The 17,286-nt window shown below is 37.3% G+C and carries 16 protein-coding genes and 1 pseudogene; 10 read left to right on the plus strand and 7 right to left on the minus strand.

Annotation, left to right across the window (positions count from 1 at the left end; all coding sequences use genetic code 11):
• Window positions 1-209: 209 nt before the first annotated feature.
• Window positions 210-584: a hypothetical protein gene (locus PHT16_02195; protein MDD5721237.1), complete on the minus strand. Its 375-nt coding sequence runs from the start codon at window positions 582-584 to the stop codon at window positions 210-212.
• A 207-nt stretch (window positions 585-791) separates the two neighbouring features.
• Between PHT16_02195 and PHT16_02200 the strand changes: the two genes are divergently transcribed.
• Window positions 792-1,463 (plus strand): transposase, encoded by a 672-nt coding sequence (locus PHT16_02200; GenBank protein MDD5721238.1) that lies wholly within the window; start codon window positions 792-794, stop codon window positions 1,461-1,463.
• A gap of 57 nt (window positions 1,464-1,520) precedes the next feature.
• Window positions 1,521-1,832 (plus strand): annotated as a pseudogene (locus tag PHT16_02205) (NUDIX hydrolase).
• A 27-nt stretch (window positions 1,833-1,859) separates the two neighbouring features.
• On the opposite strand, the gene PHT16_02210 reads toward PHT16_02205, so the two are convergent.
• The 4 genes from PHT16_02210 to lepB are packed head-to-tail and all read right to left on the minus strand — an operon-like array spanning window position 1,860 to window position 4,779.
• Complete coding sequence (locus tag PHT16_02210; protein ID MDD5721239.1) at window positions 1,860-2,312, minus strand: hypothetical protein; 453 nt, start codon at window positions 2,310-2,312, stop codon at window positions 1,860-1,862.
• 9 nt (window positions 2,313-2,321) lie between these two features.
• A complete protein-coding gene (gene def / locus PHT16_02215; protein MDD5721240.1) occupies window positions 2,322-2,855 on the minus strand; it encodes a peptide deformylase in 534 nt (177 codons plus the stop codon).
• A gap of 37 nt (window positions 2,856-2,892) precedes the next feature.
• Window positions 2,893-4,191, minus strand: coding sequence for a histidine--tRNA ligase (gene hisS, locus PHT16_02220; protein MDD5721241.1), 1,299 nt, complete (start codon window positions 4,189-4,191; stop codon window positions 2,893-2,895).
• Window positions 4,192-4,209: 18 nt separating this feature from the next.
• A complete protein-coding gene (gene lepB, locus PHT16_02225; protein ID MDD5721242.1) occupies window positions 4,210-4,779 on the minus strand; it encodes a signal peptidase I in 570 nt (189 codons plus the stop codon).
• Between the two features lie 130 nt (window positions 4,780-4,909).
• Between lepB and pth the strand changes: the two genes are divergently transcribed.
• Window positions 4,910-5,437: an aminoacyl-tRNA hydrolase gene (gene pth / locus PHT16_02230; protein ID MDD5721243.1), complete on the plus strand. Its 528-nt coding sequence runs from the start codon at window positions 4,910-4,912 to the stop codon at window positions 5,435-5,437.
• 4 nt (window positions 5,438-5,441) lie between these two features.
• Here pth and dnaE read toward each other — a convergent pair whose 3' ends face one another.
• Window positions 5,442-8,672, minus strand: coding sequence for a DNA polymerase III subunit alpha (gene dnaE / locus PHT16_02235; GenBank protein MDD5721244.1), 3,231 nt, complete (start codon window positions 8,670-8,672; stop codon window positions 5,442-5,444).
• Window positions 8,673-8,716: 44 nt separating this feature from the next.
• Between dnaE and gap the strand changes: the two genes are divergently transcribed.
• The 5 genes from gap to PHT16_02260 all read left to right on the plus strand — a co-directional run bounded on the left by gap (window position 8,717) and on the right by PHT16_02260 (window position 12,862).
• On the plus strand, window positions 8,717-9,739 hold the full coding sequence (gene gap / locus PHT16_02240) for a type I glyceraldehyde-3-phosphate dehydrogenase (protein ID MDD5721245.1): 1,023 nt from the start codon (window positions 8,717-8,719) through the stop codon (window positions 9,737-9,739).
• An 80-nt stretch (window positions 9,740-9,819) separates the two neighbouring features.
• Window positions 9,820-10,305: an RpiB/LacA/LacB family sugar-phosphate isomerase gene (locus PHT16_02245; protein MDD5721246.1), complete on the plus strand. Its 486-nt coding sequence runs from the start codon at window positions 9,820-9,822 to the stop codon at window positions 10,303-10,305.
• Between the two features lie 3 nt (window positions 10,306-10,308).
• A complete protein-coding gene (locus tag PHT16_02250; protein MDD5721247.1) occupies window positions 10,309-11,004 on the plus strand; it encodes a hypothetical protein in 696 nt (231 codons plus the stop codon).
• A 4-nt stretch (window positions 11,005-11,008) separates the two neighbouring features.
• Window positions 11,009-11,848 (plus strand): transketolase, encoded by an 840-nt coding sequence (locus tag PHT16_02255; GenBank protein MDD5721248.1) that lies wholly within the window; start codon window positions 11,009-11,011, stop codon window positions 11,846-11,848.
• Window positions 11,849-11,863: 15 nt separating this feature from the next.
• Window positions 11,864-12,862, plus strand: a complete 999-nt coding sequence (locus PHT16_02260; protein MDD5721249.1) for a transketolase C-terminal domain-containing protein — start codon at window positions 11,864-11,866, stop codon at window positions 12,860-12,862.
• A 91-nt stretch (window positions 12,863-12,953) separates the two neighbouring features.
• Here PHT16_02260 and PHT16_02265 read toward each other — a convergent pair whose 3' ends face one another.
• A complete protein-coding gene (locus PHT16_02265; protein MDD5721250.1) occupies window positions 12,954-13,955 on the minus strand; it encodes a carbohydrate kinase family protein in 1,002 nt (333 codons plus the stop codon).
• 14 nt (window positions 13,956-13,969) lie between these two features.
• On the opposite strand from PHT16_02265, the gene PHT16_02270 reads away from it, so the two are divergent.
• Together PHT16_02270 and PHT16_02275 are read left to right on the plus strand one after the other, a co-directional pair.
• A complete protein-coding gene (locus PHT16_02270) occupies window positions 13,970-15,295 on the plus strand; it encodes a hypothetical protein (protein MDD5721251.1) in 1,326 nt (441 codons plus the stop codon).
• Window positions 15,296-15,484: 189 nt separating this feature from the next.
• On the plus strand, window positions 15,485-17,254 hold the full coding sequence (locus tag PHT16_02275; GenBank protein ID MDD5721252.1) for an ABC transporter ATP-binding protein: 1,770 nt from the start codon (window positions 15,485-15,487) through the stop codon (window positions 17,252-17,254).
• Window positions 17,255-17,286: the final 32 nt, after the last annotated feature.

A 17,286-nucleotide genomic window follows, 5' to 3' on the forward strand; every position in this document is an offset into this window, starting at 1 on the left:
AAAGGAGTGCAAATTTCTTCCACCCAAATTTTTGCCTTCTTCTTTCTTTTATATTACACTAAGGAAAGAAGGCAAAAACTTCTGATACAACTAACGTTGTCTGAAATGACGAAAAACAAAAAATGCAAAGTTATTTTTGGAAATTTTTAAAAACAAAAAAAGGAGGGCAACAAAATGAAGCCCTCCGAAGTGTGCGTTAAAAAACGCTGTTAAATATCTTTGACATACAACCTGAATCCGCCGCCACCCCACGCCGACCACTGCTCAAGGCTGATTGTCCTTTCGGGGCTTATTACATCCTTGAGTTCCTCGATGTCGGCCTGGTCAAGCTCGGCACTGAACTCGCCAGGAAAGTCACATTTGGGGTGTTTGAACACGATTTTATTGCCCTCAAATGCGATGTCGGCGGTTCCGTCCCTAAACAGTGCCTTCGGAAATGACGCGCAAAAATCGATTGACTCCGTGTGTGGTTTTGCGCTCAGCTTAACGCCGTTTATTCTTCCTGCATCATTCTTTGTTACCTCAACGTCAATCTCGTAGTTCATGGCCGCCTCCTCTTTTGGATTGTTTTTAAAAATTTCCAAAAATAACTTGGAAATCGATGTGGTTAGATGTCGTTACTACCTTTAAAGAACTTCAAAGTAGTATACAGATTGTAGCGAAAATGTCAATATCGATTTCCTTTTGTTTTTCGTCACATCAGACAACACAGCACATGCGGTTCAGAAATTTCTCATTTAAAGAGAAAGGGGTCAGGTACCTTTAATTTAAAAATATGATATAATAAAAAAATGCCACGTTCACCACGAGTCGATGTTGGAAATGAGTTATACCATGTGATCAACCGTGCTAATGCTCGTTTACCTATTTTCTTCAAAGAAGAAGATTTTGAACTTTTTGTTTCTATTTTAGAAGATGCACAAAAAAAATACGACATGAGAATTATTGCATATTGTTTAATGCCAAATCACTTTCATCTTGTTTTATATCCAAGACAAGATAATGATTTGCAGAAATTTATGCAATGGGTAACACTTACTCACACTCAAAGATGGCACATCCATAACAAAACAATTGGTAGTGGACATCTGTATCAAGGGAGATATAAATCTTTTTTAATAGAAGGGGATAAGCATCTTTTGTCTGTGATTCGTTATGTAGAACGCAATCCATTACGCGCAAAATTAGTTAAAAAAGCAGAGAATTGGAAATTTAACAGTTTGTCATATAGGCTTTTTAAAAATACTAATAAAAAACTTCTATCCAAATGGCCAATAGAAGAACCGAAAGATTATCTTTCTTTTGTAAATACACCGCAAACAAATTTTGAAGAGGAAAGTATTAGAATACCAATAATTAAAAGTAACCCATTTGGAAGCATTGATTGGTCGATTAAAACTATTAAAAAATTTGGTCTTGAATCAACAATTAGACAAAAAGGAAGACCTAGAAAAGGTACCTGACCCCTTTTATTCCTAGAAAAGGTACCTGACCCCTTTTATTCCTTTTATTTGGTTACAAGAGAAAAAGGGGAATTCTCAGGTTGTTGGGAGACGCCTGGGGGACATATAGAACAGGGAGAAACACCAGAAGAGGCACTCATCAGAGAAGTCAAGGAAGAAGCAGGAGTTGATGTAAGAATTATAAAATTTTTAGGCATTTTTGAAAACAACAATAGTATTTGTAATTATTTTGATTGTGAATTAGTGTCACCTAGGCAAATTGAGGGAAATAATCAAATAAGATTAATTTCCGTTAATGATATTTCAAAATATACAATAACACCATTTGCCCTTGAGAATTTAATCAAGCTAGGGCTTTATAAAAAGTAAATGTAAAATATATGACGAATAGTTAGTTTATAGTTCCAACCTTAGATAATCTCTCCCATTTACCTCATCGAGTTCTTCACTAAATCCTTCTTTAAGTAAAAATTCTTCACCTTCTTCAGTGTCAGCAATTGCAGTGATATATTCGCAATTGTTTTTTGTAGCAATATTCTTGAGTTCCAAAATTAAATTTTTCATTACACCCCCACCTTGTGATTCTTTTTTAGTTAACATTATGCCGATAGAAAGATATTGCATACCTTTTTCATCTTTATTAATGACATAGCTAATCATTCCCTCGATTTCATTGTCTTTGTTTCTCTTTTCTATAACATCCATTCCTTCTAACCCACTATTTATGAGTTCATCCATTTTATAATTGCTTTTTTTCTGAGGATAGTTTTCTTTAACAAAACGCTCTCTTTCTACAAAAAGAATTTTGTCATCTTTTCTTTCATTTTTAATTTGATCAAAATTTGTCATAGATTTTAGCTATCTAGGTAATTCTTCCCTTATGTCTTTTGCATGGTCGATAAAGAGTATGCCTTTTAGGTGGTCAGTCTCGTGTTGGAAGATCTGCGCCAAAAGACCCGAGGCGCCGCGAGTGAATTTTTTGCCATTTTCATCATAAGCTGTAACTGTTGCTTTTTTTGATCTAAAAGTATTCCCATAGAGCCATCTGACGGACAGACATCCTTCTGGCACCCACATTTTCTCACGGGAAAGTTTGGAAATTTTTGGATTGATAAAAATTAAATCTTTAGGGATTTCTTTTTTGTTAATTTCTTTTAATTCATCTTTTCCTCTTAAAAAATCTTTATGAAAAATTTTTCCAGAAACGACAAAAATTTGTAAATTATATCCGATCTGCGGTGCCGCTATGGCCACGCCGTCATCTTGGCTCTTGAGAGCCGCAGACATTTCTTTTAAAACCTTTTTTATTTTAGGAGTTGTAATTTCTTTTACGGATATTTCTTTTGCTTGTTCGCGTAAAACTTTATTTTCTTTTTGAACTATTTTCTTCATTGTTTTTTCCGTAGTGAGCTTTGTTCTACTACTGGGACTATTTAAGTTCTTTAAGATATTCCAGAAGCTTAGTCAACTTAACTGTTTCTTGCGATCTATTTGACATATCTCGAACAATAACAGAATTATCAAGAGCTTCTTTTAATCCAAAGATTATGGCGTGGGGAATAGAAAGCTTTTCCGCGATAGCTAGTTGAGACCCAAGACTGTCTTTGGAGAGCGATTGGGCTATAGGAATGCGTGCTTTGCGCAATATTTCAATAATATTCAAGCTTTTTAATTTTGCCTCAGGGCCTAATTGGATGAAATAAATTTTTGGTTTCTTGAGAATGCGGGGTGAAAGTTTTTTATACCAATCTGATGCGATTATTCTATCTACTCCGATGGATATTCCCACTGCCGGCACATCGCGCTTGTTTCCCATTTGGCGAGCCAAATAATCATAACGTCCGCCACCAGCCAAAGTGAGCGGAGCGCCTTCTTCACCGCCTGTTTGCTCAATAATTTCAAAAACTGTCCGGGTATAATAGGAAATTCCCCGCACTAAATTTTTATTCACATTGTAAGATATGCCCATTTCCTCCAAGTATTCCAGCACTTCTTTGAAATGTTTTTTGCATGAGGCGCAAAGAAAGGAAACTGAATCGGGGGCATTTTCATTGATTTCTTTTGTTTTTGGATCTTTTGAATCTAAAATCCGAAGCGGATTTGTTTTTAGGCGCTCTCTGTCTATTGCTCCTAAATTATTCAGGTGTTTTTTATAATAACTTGTAAGTTCTTTGAGATACACATTTCGACATTCTTTATCGCCGATTGAATTTATGTCAATTGTCAGGTTCGTTGCTCCCGCTTCTTCTAAAATACTCATACCCACTTTTATTACCAATGCATCCATAATGCTTTTATCATTACCAAGGCAATCTAAATCAAATTGCCAAAATTGCCGGTAGCGTCCTCTCTGAGGTTTGTCATGTCTAAAAACCGGACCGTATTGATAAAACATTACAGGCTGAGGCAGGGTTTGCATTCCATGTTCTATATAAGCGCGCATTAGGGGAGCAGTGTGTTCGGGACGCAACGCTAGGTGATCTCCGCCTTTGGTTTTGAGGGTGTACATCTCTTTATCTATAATATCTGTCCCCAGGCCGATCGTTCTAGAAAAAATTTCTTCATTTTCCAATATCGGAGTATCTATCGGTTTGAAACCATAATGCACGGCTACTTCTTGCGCTTTTTCAAAAAAACCTTGGAAAGAATAATATTCTTCATTCATCAAATCCCTCATCCCCTTAGACGAGGATATTTCCATTGTTTTATTCTTAATTGTCTTTTTCATATTTTTTGTAGAAAGCACCTAAGGTACTATTTGTTGGTAATTACCAGGCAACAGGTTTAATTTGCTTATCGGCAACAAACGAAGAAATGCTCTTCCTGTAAATAAATCTTTTTTTACCGGGCCCCAAGCTCTTGAGTCTGAGCTGGCACTTCTGTTGTCGCCCATAACAAAATATTCATCGCTTTTCAGCACAATGTGCTCTTCGTTGTTGGAAGTATTTTTTACGAAAGGCTGGTCTATCTTGAAACCCTCCGGATGGGCGCTGTTGGTAATAGTTACGTCGTTACCTTTTATATCCACTGTTTCGTTTGGCAAGCCGATGACTCTCTTAATGAAAAATTTTGTGGTGTCTCCTGGGTATCGGAAAACTACCACATCGTCCCTTTTTGGATTGCCTAATTCATAAGATATTTTGTCTATTATAAGATAATCTCCGTTTGTAAATGTCGGGACCATCGAACTTCCCGAGACTATAAAAGGCTCAGCGACAAAGGCTCTGATAGGGACGACGATAATCAATGCTACAAGGGCAAAACGTACTAGCTCCCAAAATGACTGCCATTTGGTTTTTTTAATTTGTTCTTCCATTGCTATAATATAGCATATAATGTCCTTGACAGCTCAGTGTTTTTTGTTGGGTAATATTAAATTCACCTCTCCCCAACCCTCTCCTGTCAGGAGAGGGCGAAGGGTGAGGTTTTGTGTTATAATCCTAACCATGAAATTAGTAGTAGGTTTGGGAAATCCGGGAAAAGAATATGAAAATACTAGACACAATACTGGGCGGATTTTGGTTGGGATTTTGGAAAAAAAATTGGCGGACAGCAAGATAAAATTTCTTACCCCGGATACTTTTATGAATAATTCTGGAAAAGCTGTTGCGCCTCTGATAAAAAGTAAAAAAGATTTAAAAGATCTTATAGTGATTTATGATGATATTGATTTGCCAATTGGTAAAATGAAAATTTCCTTTGATAAAAGTTCCGGCGGGCACAATGGATTAGAATCGGTTATTAAAAAATTAAAATCACGAGAATTTGTAAGAATCAGGATTGGCATTTCACCTGCCACTCCGAAAGGCGTAGTAAAAAAACCAAAAGGGGAGAAAGCGGTTTTGAATTTCTTGCTTGGCGAATATAAAAAATCAGAATTGGAAACATTAAAAAAGCTTTCGAAAAAAGTTGCCGAAGCGGTGGAGATGATTTTTACCGAAAGCAAAGAAAAGGCAATGAGTTTGTATAATTAAATATTTAGATCTCTTTTACCGCTTCGATAATGATGCTTTTTTCTCCGTTTTTATTAGAGACTTTTCCAGAGAGAGCGATACATTTTTCGGCGATAAGTATCTCGATAGATTCTTTAAAGAGGGAAGGGAAAGCAACGGCTTCTATAGAATCAGTCAAATCTGCAATTTTAAGGAAGGCCATGCGTTCATTATTTCTTGTCACTACTTGCCTGGAAGTTTCTATAATTCCAGCGATGGTGATCTGCATTCCGTTGCCGAATTCCTCTTTTATTTTTTTGATGTTAACAGTTCTTTTTTCAAGTTTTTCACGCAAGCGATCCAGCGGATGTCCTGAAATATAAAGTCCTAATAGTTCCTTTTCCCAAAGCAATTTTTCTGCTTGGCTGGCAGTTTGGGCGGTCTGTAATTTGAATTCCGGAGCCTTGATAGAATTTTCACCTCCAAAAAGAGAAATTTGATTTTGGTTTTGTTTAGAATTTTCATGACTATATTTCAACATTGCCTCTAGATTAGCAAGAAGCACTCCGCGATCCTCCCAATCATCCATGCATCCAGATTTGATCAATGCTTCCATTGATTTTTTATTTAAATTTTTATGCTTTATTCTATTTAGAAAATCCGTGATGGATTTGAATTTTCCATTCAATTTTCTTTCCGCAATTATTGCGTCTGAAATATCAGTGCCTAAATTTTTAATAGTATAAAATCCAAACCTAATCCTTCCTACTTTTTTTTGAGTGGTCGACGTGGCAGGTTGACCATTTTTGTTTTCTCGAATTACAGTAAAACCCCCATAACTTTCATTGATGTTCGGAGGAAGAATATCAATCTTCATTTTTTTACATTCCTCAATTATTTCTGAGATTTTTTCTACGTCCCCTGATTCAGCAGTGAGGATCGCAGCCATATATTCGACTGGATAATGCGCTTTCATATAAGCTGTCTGGTAGGCCACTCTGCCGTATGAAGCCGCGTGCGCTTTATTGAAACCATATGCCTGAAACGGTTCAAAAAGTTTCCATAATTTTTCAGCAAATTCTGGAGTCTGGCCGTTTGCGATTATGCCTTTGGTAAATTTCTCTCTCTGGGCAGCCATTTCTTTTGGAATTTTTTTACCAACAGCCTTACGGAACTTATCTGCTTCTTCCCAATTGTATCCCGCGAGTTCTATCGCCGAGAAAAGCAAGTCGTCTTGATAGACGATGAGCCCGTATGATTCTCCTAAGAATTTTTTCATTCGAGGATCCAAATATTTTACGAGATTAGGATTATGTTTGCGTTTTATGTATTCCGGTATTGATTCCATAGGTCCCGGACGATAAAGCGCGACCATGGCATTAATATCATGAATTGAAGTAGGCTTTAATTCTTTTAGATATCTGGTCATACCGCTGCCGTTTAATTGGAACAAGCCTTCTGTCTGACCACTAGCTAAAAGTTCAAAGGTTTTCCGGTCGTTCAATGGAATGCGATCTATATCTATATCTATATTGTAGAATTTTTTTACAAGATTTACTGCGTCTGAAAGAATGGCTAAGTTCCTTATTCCCAAAAAGTCGAATTTAAGCAACCCAGCCTCTTCGGCGCTATACATATCATATTGCGTGATTATCTTTCCTCCTTTTGGATCAAACTGAGTCGGCATATATTCATAGATTGGTTGCGGGGCGATGACTACTCCAGCCGCATGCACCGAAATATGCCTGACGCAGCCCTCCAATTTTTTAGCTAAATCAATTATCTCTTTCGTGTCTTTTTCTTTTTGATACGCCTCTTTTAATTCTGGAACTATCTCCATCGCATGGTCTATGGTCATCGGCATACCTTGCGAACCGAGTGGAATCATTTTTGAAATTCTATCTCCAGTAGCATAAGGATAGGCAAGTGCTCGAGCGACGTCGCGGATGGCGCCTTTGGCCATCATGGTGCCGAAAGTTCCTATCTGGGCAACTTTATCTTCCCCGTATTTTCTTTTAACATATTCAATCATTTCATCTCGTCTGTTGTCGGCATAGTCCATATCGATATCAGGAGGTGAAGGACGAAATGGATTTAAAAATCTTTCAAAAGGGAGTTTGTATTCAATTGGGTTTATATTAGTAATACCTAACAGATAAGTAACCATTGATCCCGCGACCGAGCCTCGGATAGCGCTTAAAATACCATTTTCTTTAGCGTAACGTAGCAGATCACCAACCACCAAGAAATATGGCGAATATCCTTTTTTAAAAATAACTTGTAATTCATATTCTACTCTTTCTTTGATTTCCGGAGTTTCTTTTAAGTTAAGCCTTTCAAATCCAGCATAGGTGAGTTCTCGCAGTTTCTCATCAGGAGTTTTTCCATCGGGTATTTTAAAATCTGGAAAAACCCAACGTCCTAATTCCAATTCCAAATTGCACATTTCTACCACTTTCATAGTATTGGTCACAGCCTCCGGTGTTTCTTTGAAAAGTTCTTTTGCCTGCTCGGTGTTTACAAAAAAATAATCATCCTCGCCAAAAGTAAATTTATTTTCATCCTTGATGTCTGAGTTGGTCTGAATAGCGAGCAGAGTTTCATGCGCCTTTCGGTCTTCATGACAAGGATAGTGTGAATCAATTGTCCCTACTAAGGGAATGTTAAATTTTTTTCCAAGAGCAATGATTCTTTTGTGGACTTCCTCATCGTTGGGTGATTTTGGATGTCTTTGAATTTCTAGAAAATAATTTTCTTTTCCAAAAATTTCCTGATATTCTTTTATTATCGATTCTCCCTTTTCTTCATCTTTATTCATGAGCGCCTGAGCAAGTTCTCCGCCGAGACATCCTGAAAGAGCAATTATTCCTTCTGAATATTGTCTTAATATTTCTTTATCCATTCGAGGTTTGTAATAGTATCCTTCCAAGTTTGAGATAGTCACCAGCCTCATCAAATTTTTATAGCCTTGGAGGTTTTTTGCTAGGAGAGTGAGATGGTAGTAACGCTTAGCTCCATTTTCTAGTGTCTTATCTTTCCGTGAACCTGCGGTCATATAAGCCTCTACTCCGAGAATTGGTTTGATACCAGCTTTTTTAGCTAATTTATAGAATTCAATTGCACCGTACATATTTCCGTGGTCGGTAATAGCCAGAGCTCCCATTCCGTTTTTTTTAACTAAATCCACCAAATCCTCAAGCTTTGAAAGCCCATCCAGTAATGAATAATGGGAGTGAGTATGGAGGTGTATAAACTTTATTTCTGTGTCTTTTTCCATTTTCATGATTATACACTTTTTTTATTTTTTGGTATAATTTAATTATGAAAAAAATACGAGTAGGTATAAATGGTTTTGGAAGGATTGGTAGAGCTTTTTTAAAGATTGCTTGGGATAAGCCGGAGATTGAGATTGTGGCGGTGAATGACCTAGGGTCACTCGAAAGCCTTTCTTATTTATTAAAATATGACACCGTGTACAAGACCTGGTCTCACGATGTGAAGCACGATGCCGGTAATATTATTATTGACGGCAAAATGGTTAAATTCTTGTCGTTGAAAGATACCTCGAAACTGCCCTGGAAAGAACTCAACATTGATCTAGTCGTAGAGTCTACGGGACTTTTTACTTCTTATGAAAAAGCAAAATTTCATATTGATCAAGGTGCAAAGAAAGTTGTGATTTCAGCACCATCAAAAGGAGATGTGGGAGGAGCTCACGGCGAGACTATTTTATTGGGTGTGAATGAAGAAAAATTTGGTACATGTGACATTACTTCAAACGCTTCTTGTACGACCAATGCAGCCAGTCCTCTTATCGCAATACTCTTTGAAGAGATTGGCATAGAGAAAGCAATCTTAAATACTGTGCATGGATATACTGCATCTCAAGCGCTTGTCGATGGACCAAGTAAAAAAGATTTGCGTGAAGGACGAGCTGCTGCGCAAAACATTGTGCCTTCTTCTACTGGGGCGGCTGTGGCGGTGACAGAGGCATTTCCTGCCTTGACGGGTTTGTTTGACGGTATCTCTATTCGGGTGCCTGTGCCAGCTGGGTCAATCGTAGATATTACATTTATTGCAAATAAAAATACAAGTGTAGAAGAAGTAAATAAAATATTAAAAAAACAAGCTGGTTCAGATAAGTGGAAAAATATTTTTTCAGTTACAGAAGAGCCCCTTGTGTCCTCGGATATTTTAGGGAGCAAATATGCTTCAATCGCAGACCTTGCCATGACGCGCGTCGTCGGAGGCAATTTAGTAAAAGTGATGGCTTGGTATGATAATGAGATGGGGTATACCCATACGTTGGTGGACCATGTTATTAAGACAGGGAACACTGTATAATAAAAACAATACTTGTCCCGTTATAAATTCAACAAATGGGACACAGTAGATAAAAATTATTAATTAAAATTTATAATGGGATGAAAATTTATATTGGAACAGATCATGCAGGGTACGTATTAAAAGAGGCTCTTGTGGTTTTTTTAAAAACTCAAGGGCATGAAGTCATAGATGAAGGTGCGTATGATTATGACGAAAATGATGATTATCCGGATTTCATTTCCAAAGTTGCCCGAGCTGTCTCTAAAGACGTGCATGATTCAACAAAAGTAAGAGGCATTATTTTAGGAGGTACTGGACAAGGAGAGGCAATAGTCGCCAATAGATTCCCCTATGTAAGAGCTATCGTTTATTACGGTAGAGCAACAGCAGTGGTGGAAGCTGAGTCAGGAATTCTCGCTAGATCAAGAGCGCACAATGACGCCAATATTCTTTCCTTGGGCGCTCGATATTTTACCGAAGCGGATTTGGTAGAAATTGTTAACTTTTGGTTAAATGCCCCGTATAGCGGAGATGAAAGACATATTCGTCGTTTGGCAAAAATAGATGAGTTAAAAATAGACTAAATTATGGCAGAAATAATTCCGGCAATTTTAGAAAAAGATTATGAAAACTTAAAAAATAAAATTGCTTTAGCGCGAGGCGTGGCGCCTGTGGTGCAAATAGATCTTTGTGATGGAATTTTTGTGCCTACTCGCACTTGGCCGTTTTCTTCCGGTGGTGGAGCAGATCTCCATTTTCAAAGAATTTTGAATGAACAAGAAGGAATGCCTTTTTGGGAAGACATTGATTTTGAGCTTGATTTAATGGTGGCTGACGCTGTGGAAAATTTCGATATTTATACCAAGCTCGGTCCAAAGAGAATAATATTTCATATTGAGGCTGTGGGGGAAATTGAAAGTTTCCATCATTTCTTAGAAGGAATAGATATGTATATTAGAGATTGTATCGAAATAGGTATCGCTATAAATCCGTCAACACCACTTGAGCAAATTTATCCATTGATTTCTTCTGTAGATTTTGTGCAATGTATGGGAAACGATATCATAGGACATAAAGGGATTCCCTTAGATGAACAGGTTTATGAAAAAATTAAAATTTTAAGAGAGAAGTACCCTGATCTACCTATTGCAATTGACATCGGTGTCAACAAAACAACAGCGCCACTTTTAATCAAAGCAGGAGCGACAAAACTTGTTGCCGGTTCGGCTATTTTTAATGTTGATGATATAATTGGAACGATAGAAGAATTTGAAAGCTTATAAAAACATGCTTACTGAAGAAAAAATTTTGGAGTTGGAAAAGAAGGCGAACGAGATTCGCATCTCTATTATTGAAATGCTTATGGAGGCGGGGAGTGGACATACTGCTGGGCCTCTCGGGATGGCGGATATTTTTACTCTTTTTTATTTTCATATTCTTAAACATGATCCCAAAAATCCTTCTTGGGAAGAACGGGATAGAGTGGTGCTTTCTAATGGTCATATTTGCCCAGTGTTGTATTCGGTAATGGCGCATGCTGGATATTTCCCAGTTGAAGAATTGAAAACCTTAAGAAAATTTGGCACTAGGCTTCAAGGGCATCCTCATAGGGAATATCTGCCATATATGGAAACTTCTTCTGGCCCGCTCGGCTCTGGTCTTTCACAAGCAGTCGGTATGGCACTTGCTGACAAGATAGATGGTAAAGACAAAGATAGATTTATTTATTGTTTTATGTCTGATGGAGAGATGGACGAAGGAAATACTTGGGAAGCAATCATGCTTGCAGGGAAAAATAAATTACATAATTTGATTGCAGTTGTCGATAGAAATAACATTCAGATTGAAGGATATACCGAAGATGTAATGCCTCTTGAACCTTTTCACGCAAAATGGAAAAGTTTTAATTGGCACGTGATAGAAGTTTCCGGACACGATTTTAGATCATTGAATGAAGTGATAGAAGAAGCGCAAGCTATCTATGAAAAGCCGACGGTCATAATAGCGCATACCATACCAGGCAAAGGCGTAAAAGAATTTGAAAGAAATTATAAATGGCATGGCAAGGCTCCAAACAAAGAAGAGGGGGAGATGGCAATAAAAGAATTGCGGGAAGTAAGATTTTAAAATTATTTTATTTTTATGTTGAATCCGAAATTAAAATTGAATCCCAAAATTTTCAATGACGATGTCGAACAGGTCCCCATACGTAAAGGTTTCGGGCAGGGGCTGTTGATAGCGGGTGGGGTTAGTGAAAATGTCGTAGGACTTTGCGCCGACCTGACAGAAAGCACTCAAATGAATTTATTTGCGGAAAAATTTCCCAATAGATTTATCCAAGTCGGAGTAGCAGAACAAAACCTAGTAACAGTGGCTTCGGGTATGGCAGCTATGGGCAAGATTCCTTTTTGTTCTTCTTATGCGATGTTTTCTCCCGGGAGAAATTGGGAACAAATCAGAACAACAATAACTTACAATGATAGGCCGGTAAAAATCGTGGGCTCTCATTCGGGTATTTCTGTGGGTCCTGATGGCGGTACGCACCAAGCGCTTGAAGACATAGCTTTGATGCGGGTGATGCCGAACGTTGACGTCATTTCTCCTTGTGACGCCCTTGAAGCTAAAAAAGCGACAATAGCGCTTGCAAAAACGGGGAAACCAGCATACTTGCGTCTTGTTCGTGAAAAAACGCCAATCATTACCACGGAGGAAACTCCTATGCAAATAGGTAAAGCAGAAATTTTTTGGATGCCGGATGTAGGGTTGGCCCAGGTGGGAATAATCGTTACTGGCGGACTCATGTCGCACGCGCTTTTTGCCGCCAAAGAATTAGAGCAAGAAGGCATAAAAACAAAAGTGATGAATTTATCAAGTATAAAACCAATAGATTCTGAAGCAATTGTCGCTTTAGCAAAAGAATGTAAAGCAATAGTGACAGCAGAAGAACATCAAATTGCCGGAGGCATGGGTTCGGCTGTAGCAGAGGTTTTAGCGGCCAATTATCCAACTGCCATTGAATTCATCGGTGTGCATGACCGATTCGGCCAATCCGGTACTCCAAAAGAACTTATCGAACATTATGGTATGGGCAAAAATTCTATCAAAGAAGCGGTGAGGAAAGTTTTAAAAAGAAAAATTTAAAATAGAACTTTTTTCGGTACGGATTTTTTGAAGCTTAAAAAATCCTGAAGTTTTCGGCTCGACAGCCTCAAAACCCCTTCAAAAGTTTATTTTAAATTTTTACAGTTTTATAGCTTTCTGGTATATTTTCTAGATATTCTTCCAATTTTTCTTTTGTCAAAAGTCCTCTTTGCGCTCCGACTTCTTGGACCACGGACATAGAGTTTATGCCTGCCCAAGCCAAAGCTTCAGGCAAAGTTTTACCCAATATGGTTGCAATTACAATAGTGGAGGAAAAAGCATCTCCAGCGCCGGTGCGTTCATGGGGAGGTTTTGGATCAGGGTAAGGGGGCATAAATAAGTACTCTGCGCCGTCAAAAGTATAAGCGCCTTTTGGTCCGTCTGTAATTATCACAGTCTTTGGCCCGAGAGAATAAATCTTTTGGAGTAATTCTTTGATTTCTCCGCTATCTAACCCTAATATTTTTTTTGCTTCCTCAACATTGCAGAAAAACATATCAGTATGTTTATAGAGTCTTTGCAATTTTTCTTTTCCCAATTTTATTTCAAATTTTCCCGGCTCGAAAGCGAATTTTGTTTCTGGATGGGCATCTAAATAGTCGGCTATAGTGTAATGAAAAGGAAAGGCTGTTTCATTTACAGAACTGAAATAAATCCATTTTGGTTCGTCAAATTCTGGCAAGCTGTATGGATAAATTTCATGTTTTATTAAAATAGTTCTTTCAGCTTCATACCATAGAACAAAATGTTGATTAGTTTTTATTCCAGAATTTATTTTTATCAACTCGGTGCCGACCCCGTCCTTTTTAAGTGAATCTAAACAATCTATTCCTGCTTTATCATCCCCAACGTTGGAAACGAGCTTTGTCTCAAGTCCTAGCCGAGCAGCTGCCACCGCAACATTGCCTGCATTACCTACGGCGGGGAGAGCAAAAACATCTTCGTATGGAACTTTGTCCGCAAAAGGCAGGCATATCTCGTAATCTTTATTGTCAGGAGTCCCCTTGATGCTTGCGTCTTTTAATTTAATAAAAACATCTATCACAATATCCCCAATTGCTAAAAAATCAATTTTTTTATTGTCTTCACTCATGGTATCATTCTACCATGTTTAAAAAACTGATTCTAGTGGGGTTTGTTTTTTTATTTTTGGGATTTAAGTTGGTATTAGCTACAGAAGTGACACCGATTATTTCTTATACTTTAAATGGAACTTCTTCCAATATTGTGGCAAATCCTGTTGTTAATCCTGTAGAAATTAAGTTCTCTGCTAATGAAAACATACCTAATTGGGTTTCAATAAAAATTGAAAAAAACGATGATTCTAGTATTTATAAAACATTTTCTCCTAATTCTTGTGACGGCACCGCTTATTGTACTGAAACATGGAATGGTGCCATATCTCCTAAAAATAAAGTCTTAGTTGATGGTATATATAATATTTCTGTTCATGTGAAGAAAGATGTTGCAAGCCCAGTTACTTACGATTTCATATTGACTTCGCCTTATACAATAACAGTTGATAGCTCTTTATCTACTCCGTTACCTGTCTCTGATTCACCTAGTAATGATTCAAATTCTTCAACCAACACTTCAACAACTCAGCCAGAACCCAAGCCAAAAGTGATTGAAAATCCGACCATGAAAGTAAAAATTTTAGCCAATGCTTTAGCTTTTACCGGGCAACCGCTTGAAATAAAAACTAATGTCTTAGGGTTTTCCAATGAAAATGTTGTTCTCGGCAGGGCTTCGTGGAATTTTGGCGACGGCGGTTCGTTGGAACAAATAAATAATTTTGAAAAATTTTCTCATACTTATTATTATTCAGGCGAGTATGTTTTATTTTTGGAATACTACCAAAATAATTTTTCAAAAACCCCCGAAGCGACCAGCAAAATGGTGGTAAAAGTTCTTCCGACTTCTGTTTTTATTTCTAAAGTAGGGGATGCAAAAGATTTTTTTATTGAACTCTCAAACAATGCCAGCTCGGACATAGATATCTCAAATTGGGTCATTAATGCAAATGGAAAAATTTTTATTTTTCCCAAAAACAGCGTGATTATGTCTAAAAAACAAGTAATTGTTCCTGGTAAAATAACCGGATTTACCCAGAACGATCAAAACAACTTAAAACTTTATTCTGGAACTGGTGAATTGATATCTGATTATAATGCGGAAATACAACCCCCTAAATCTCCCCATCAAAATATGACGAGTAAAGTTTCTACAGCGGTTCAACCGCTGGGAAATTCAGGAACTATCAATTTACAAAGCAATGTTATGAATAGTAGCAGTGAAGACAATTACTCTGTGCCCATCATTCCCATCGCTTCTTTTGTTTTTATTGGAGCTAGCGCGGGCGCAGTTTATTTTATTCGCCGGAAAAAAGCCGTTGTCCAAGAAGGGGATGATTTTGATATTTTAGATGAATAAAAGTTACGAAACATAAACTTTTCTTTGGTACGGATTTTTCGAAGCTTGAAAAATCCTGAAGTTCTCGCGCCGTCGCGCTCGAAACCCCTTCGAAAAGTTATGTTTCGTAACTCACGATTATAATGCCCTTTGAAATAAGGGTTTTTTCTGCTAGAATAAAAAATAGGGCAAAAATTGTCCTCTTTTTATATGGAAAAAGATTTTTCAAATTTAGATGTTGGGTTGGTGCTCAAATATTATTGGCAGGTAATTAAGAATTTTAAATTCTCCTTTTTTTGCGTTCTTGTCTCCACAACACTTTTTTCTGCTCTCGATATCTATATACCGCTCCAATTTTTAAAACTTTGGGATATTCTTAATACCAATAATTTTGCCGTCGTTTCGACTGCTAAATCGATTATTATTCTGATATTAATATTGGGACTAATTGGCTGGGTGCTTCGCAGGACTTCTGGATTTTTCCTATCATATTTCGAATCAGGAGTGATGGCCGGCCTCCGAGAACAGGCTTTTTCTTATATGATCGGTCATTCCCATTCTTTTTTTGCAAATAATTTTTCAGGTTCATTAACCAGGAAAATAAATAAATATGCTAATGCTTTTGAAAAATTAACAGACAGAATGGCTGCCGATGCTTTACCGCTTTTTGTCCGCAGTATCGGCGTATTCATTGCTGTTTATTCTTTGATTCCGAAATATGCATATATTTTAGGAATATTCTGTTTAGTTTTTTTATTAACTGCCTTTTTTTATATTCGATTTAAAATTAAATATGATGTGATCTCAGCTTTGGCTGACACCAGAACCACAGGAGTTTTTGCTGATGCCATTGGCAATCATTCCTCAATCCAGATTTTTACTGGTCATAAGTATGAGGAAAATCGAACAAGAAAAATAATTCAAAAACAACGGAAAGCGACAGTCTTTAATTGGTATTTATGGGAGGGACTTAATGCCATTCAAAGTTTTTATTCGGTCATCGTTCAATTTATTATTTTTTGGGTAGCAATTAATGATTGGAGACTATCTCTCGTTACTTTACCCTTTATGGTATTACTTCAAAGTTATCTAGTTCGTTTGATTGATAGTTTATGGAGTTTTGGCGGTATTGTGCGTACTTTTTATAACAGCTTTGCTGATGCTCAAGAAATGGCTATAGTTTTAGATTCGCCGTATGAAATAAGTGATAATGTAGAAAAAGTCGCGGAAAATATTAAAGGAGAAGTTGTTTTTAATAATGTTACTTACACATATAAAAATAATAAAAATAAAGTATTAGATAATTTTTCTTTAACCATACCACCAGGACAAAAGATTGCATTGGTCGGTTCGTCTGGCGCCGGCAAGACGACCTTGGTTCGCTTATTGATGAGGTTGTTTAATATTCCTTCAGGGAAGATTACTATTGATGGAATTGATATCAGTAAAATTTCCCAAGAAAATCTTCGAGAGCAAATAGCTTTTGTTCCGCAAGACCCTGTTCTTTTTCATCGTACCTTGATGGAAAATATTCGTTATGGTAAAAGAAACGCCACAGACGAAGAAGTCATGAGAGCAGCCAAGCTCGCGCATTGTGATGAGTTTATTGATTCTTTGCCATTTCGCTATGAGACATACGTGGGAGAACGGGGAATAAAACTCTCGGGTGGGGAGCGTCAGAGGGTGGCTATCGCCCGCGCCATTATCAAAAATGCGCCGATTCTTATTTTAGATGAAGCTACTTCTTCGCTTGATTCCCATTCTGAATCTTTGATCCAAGATGCCCTTACTAAACTTATTGCCGGGAAAACTACTATTGTTATCGCTCATCGACTTTCCACTATTAGGCAGATGGATAGAATAATCGTATTAGAAAAAGGAAAAATTGTCGAAGACGGAATCCACAGCGAACTGATAAATAAAAAAGATGGATATTATAAAAAATTATGGGATCTTCAAGCGGGAGGATTTTTAGATTAATCCCGTTAGAAGCCGCGATCGCAATTTAAAAA

This window comes from Candidatus Paceibacterota bacterium, from assembly GCA_028718635.1.
Taxonomy (GTDB): domain Bacteria; phylum Patescibacteriota; class Minisyncoccia; order Phycocordibacterales; family UBA9973; genus UBA9973.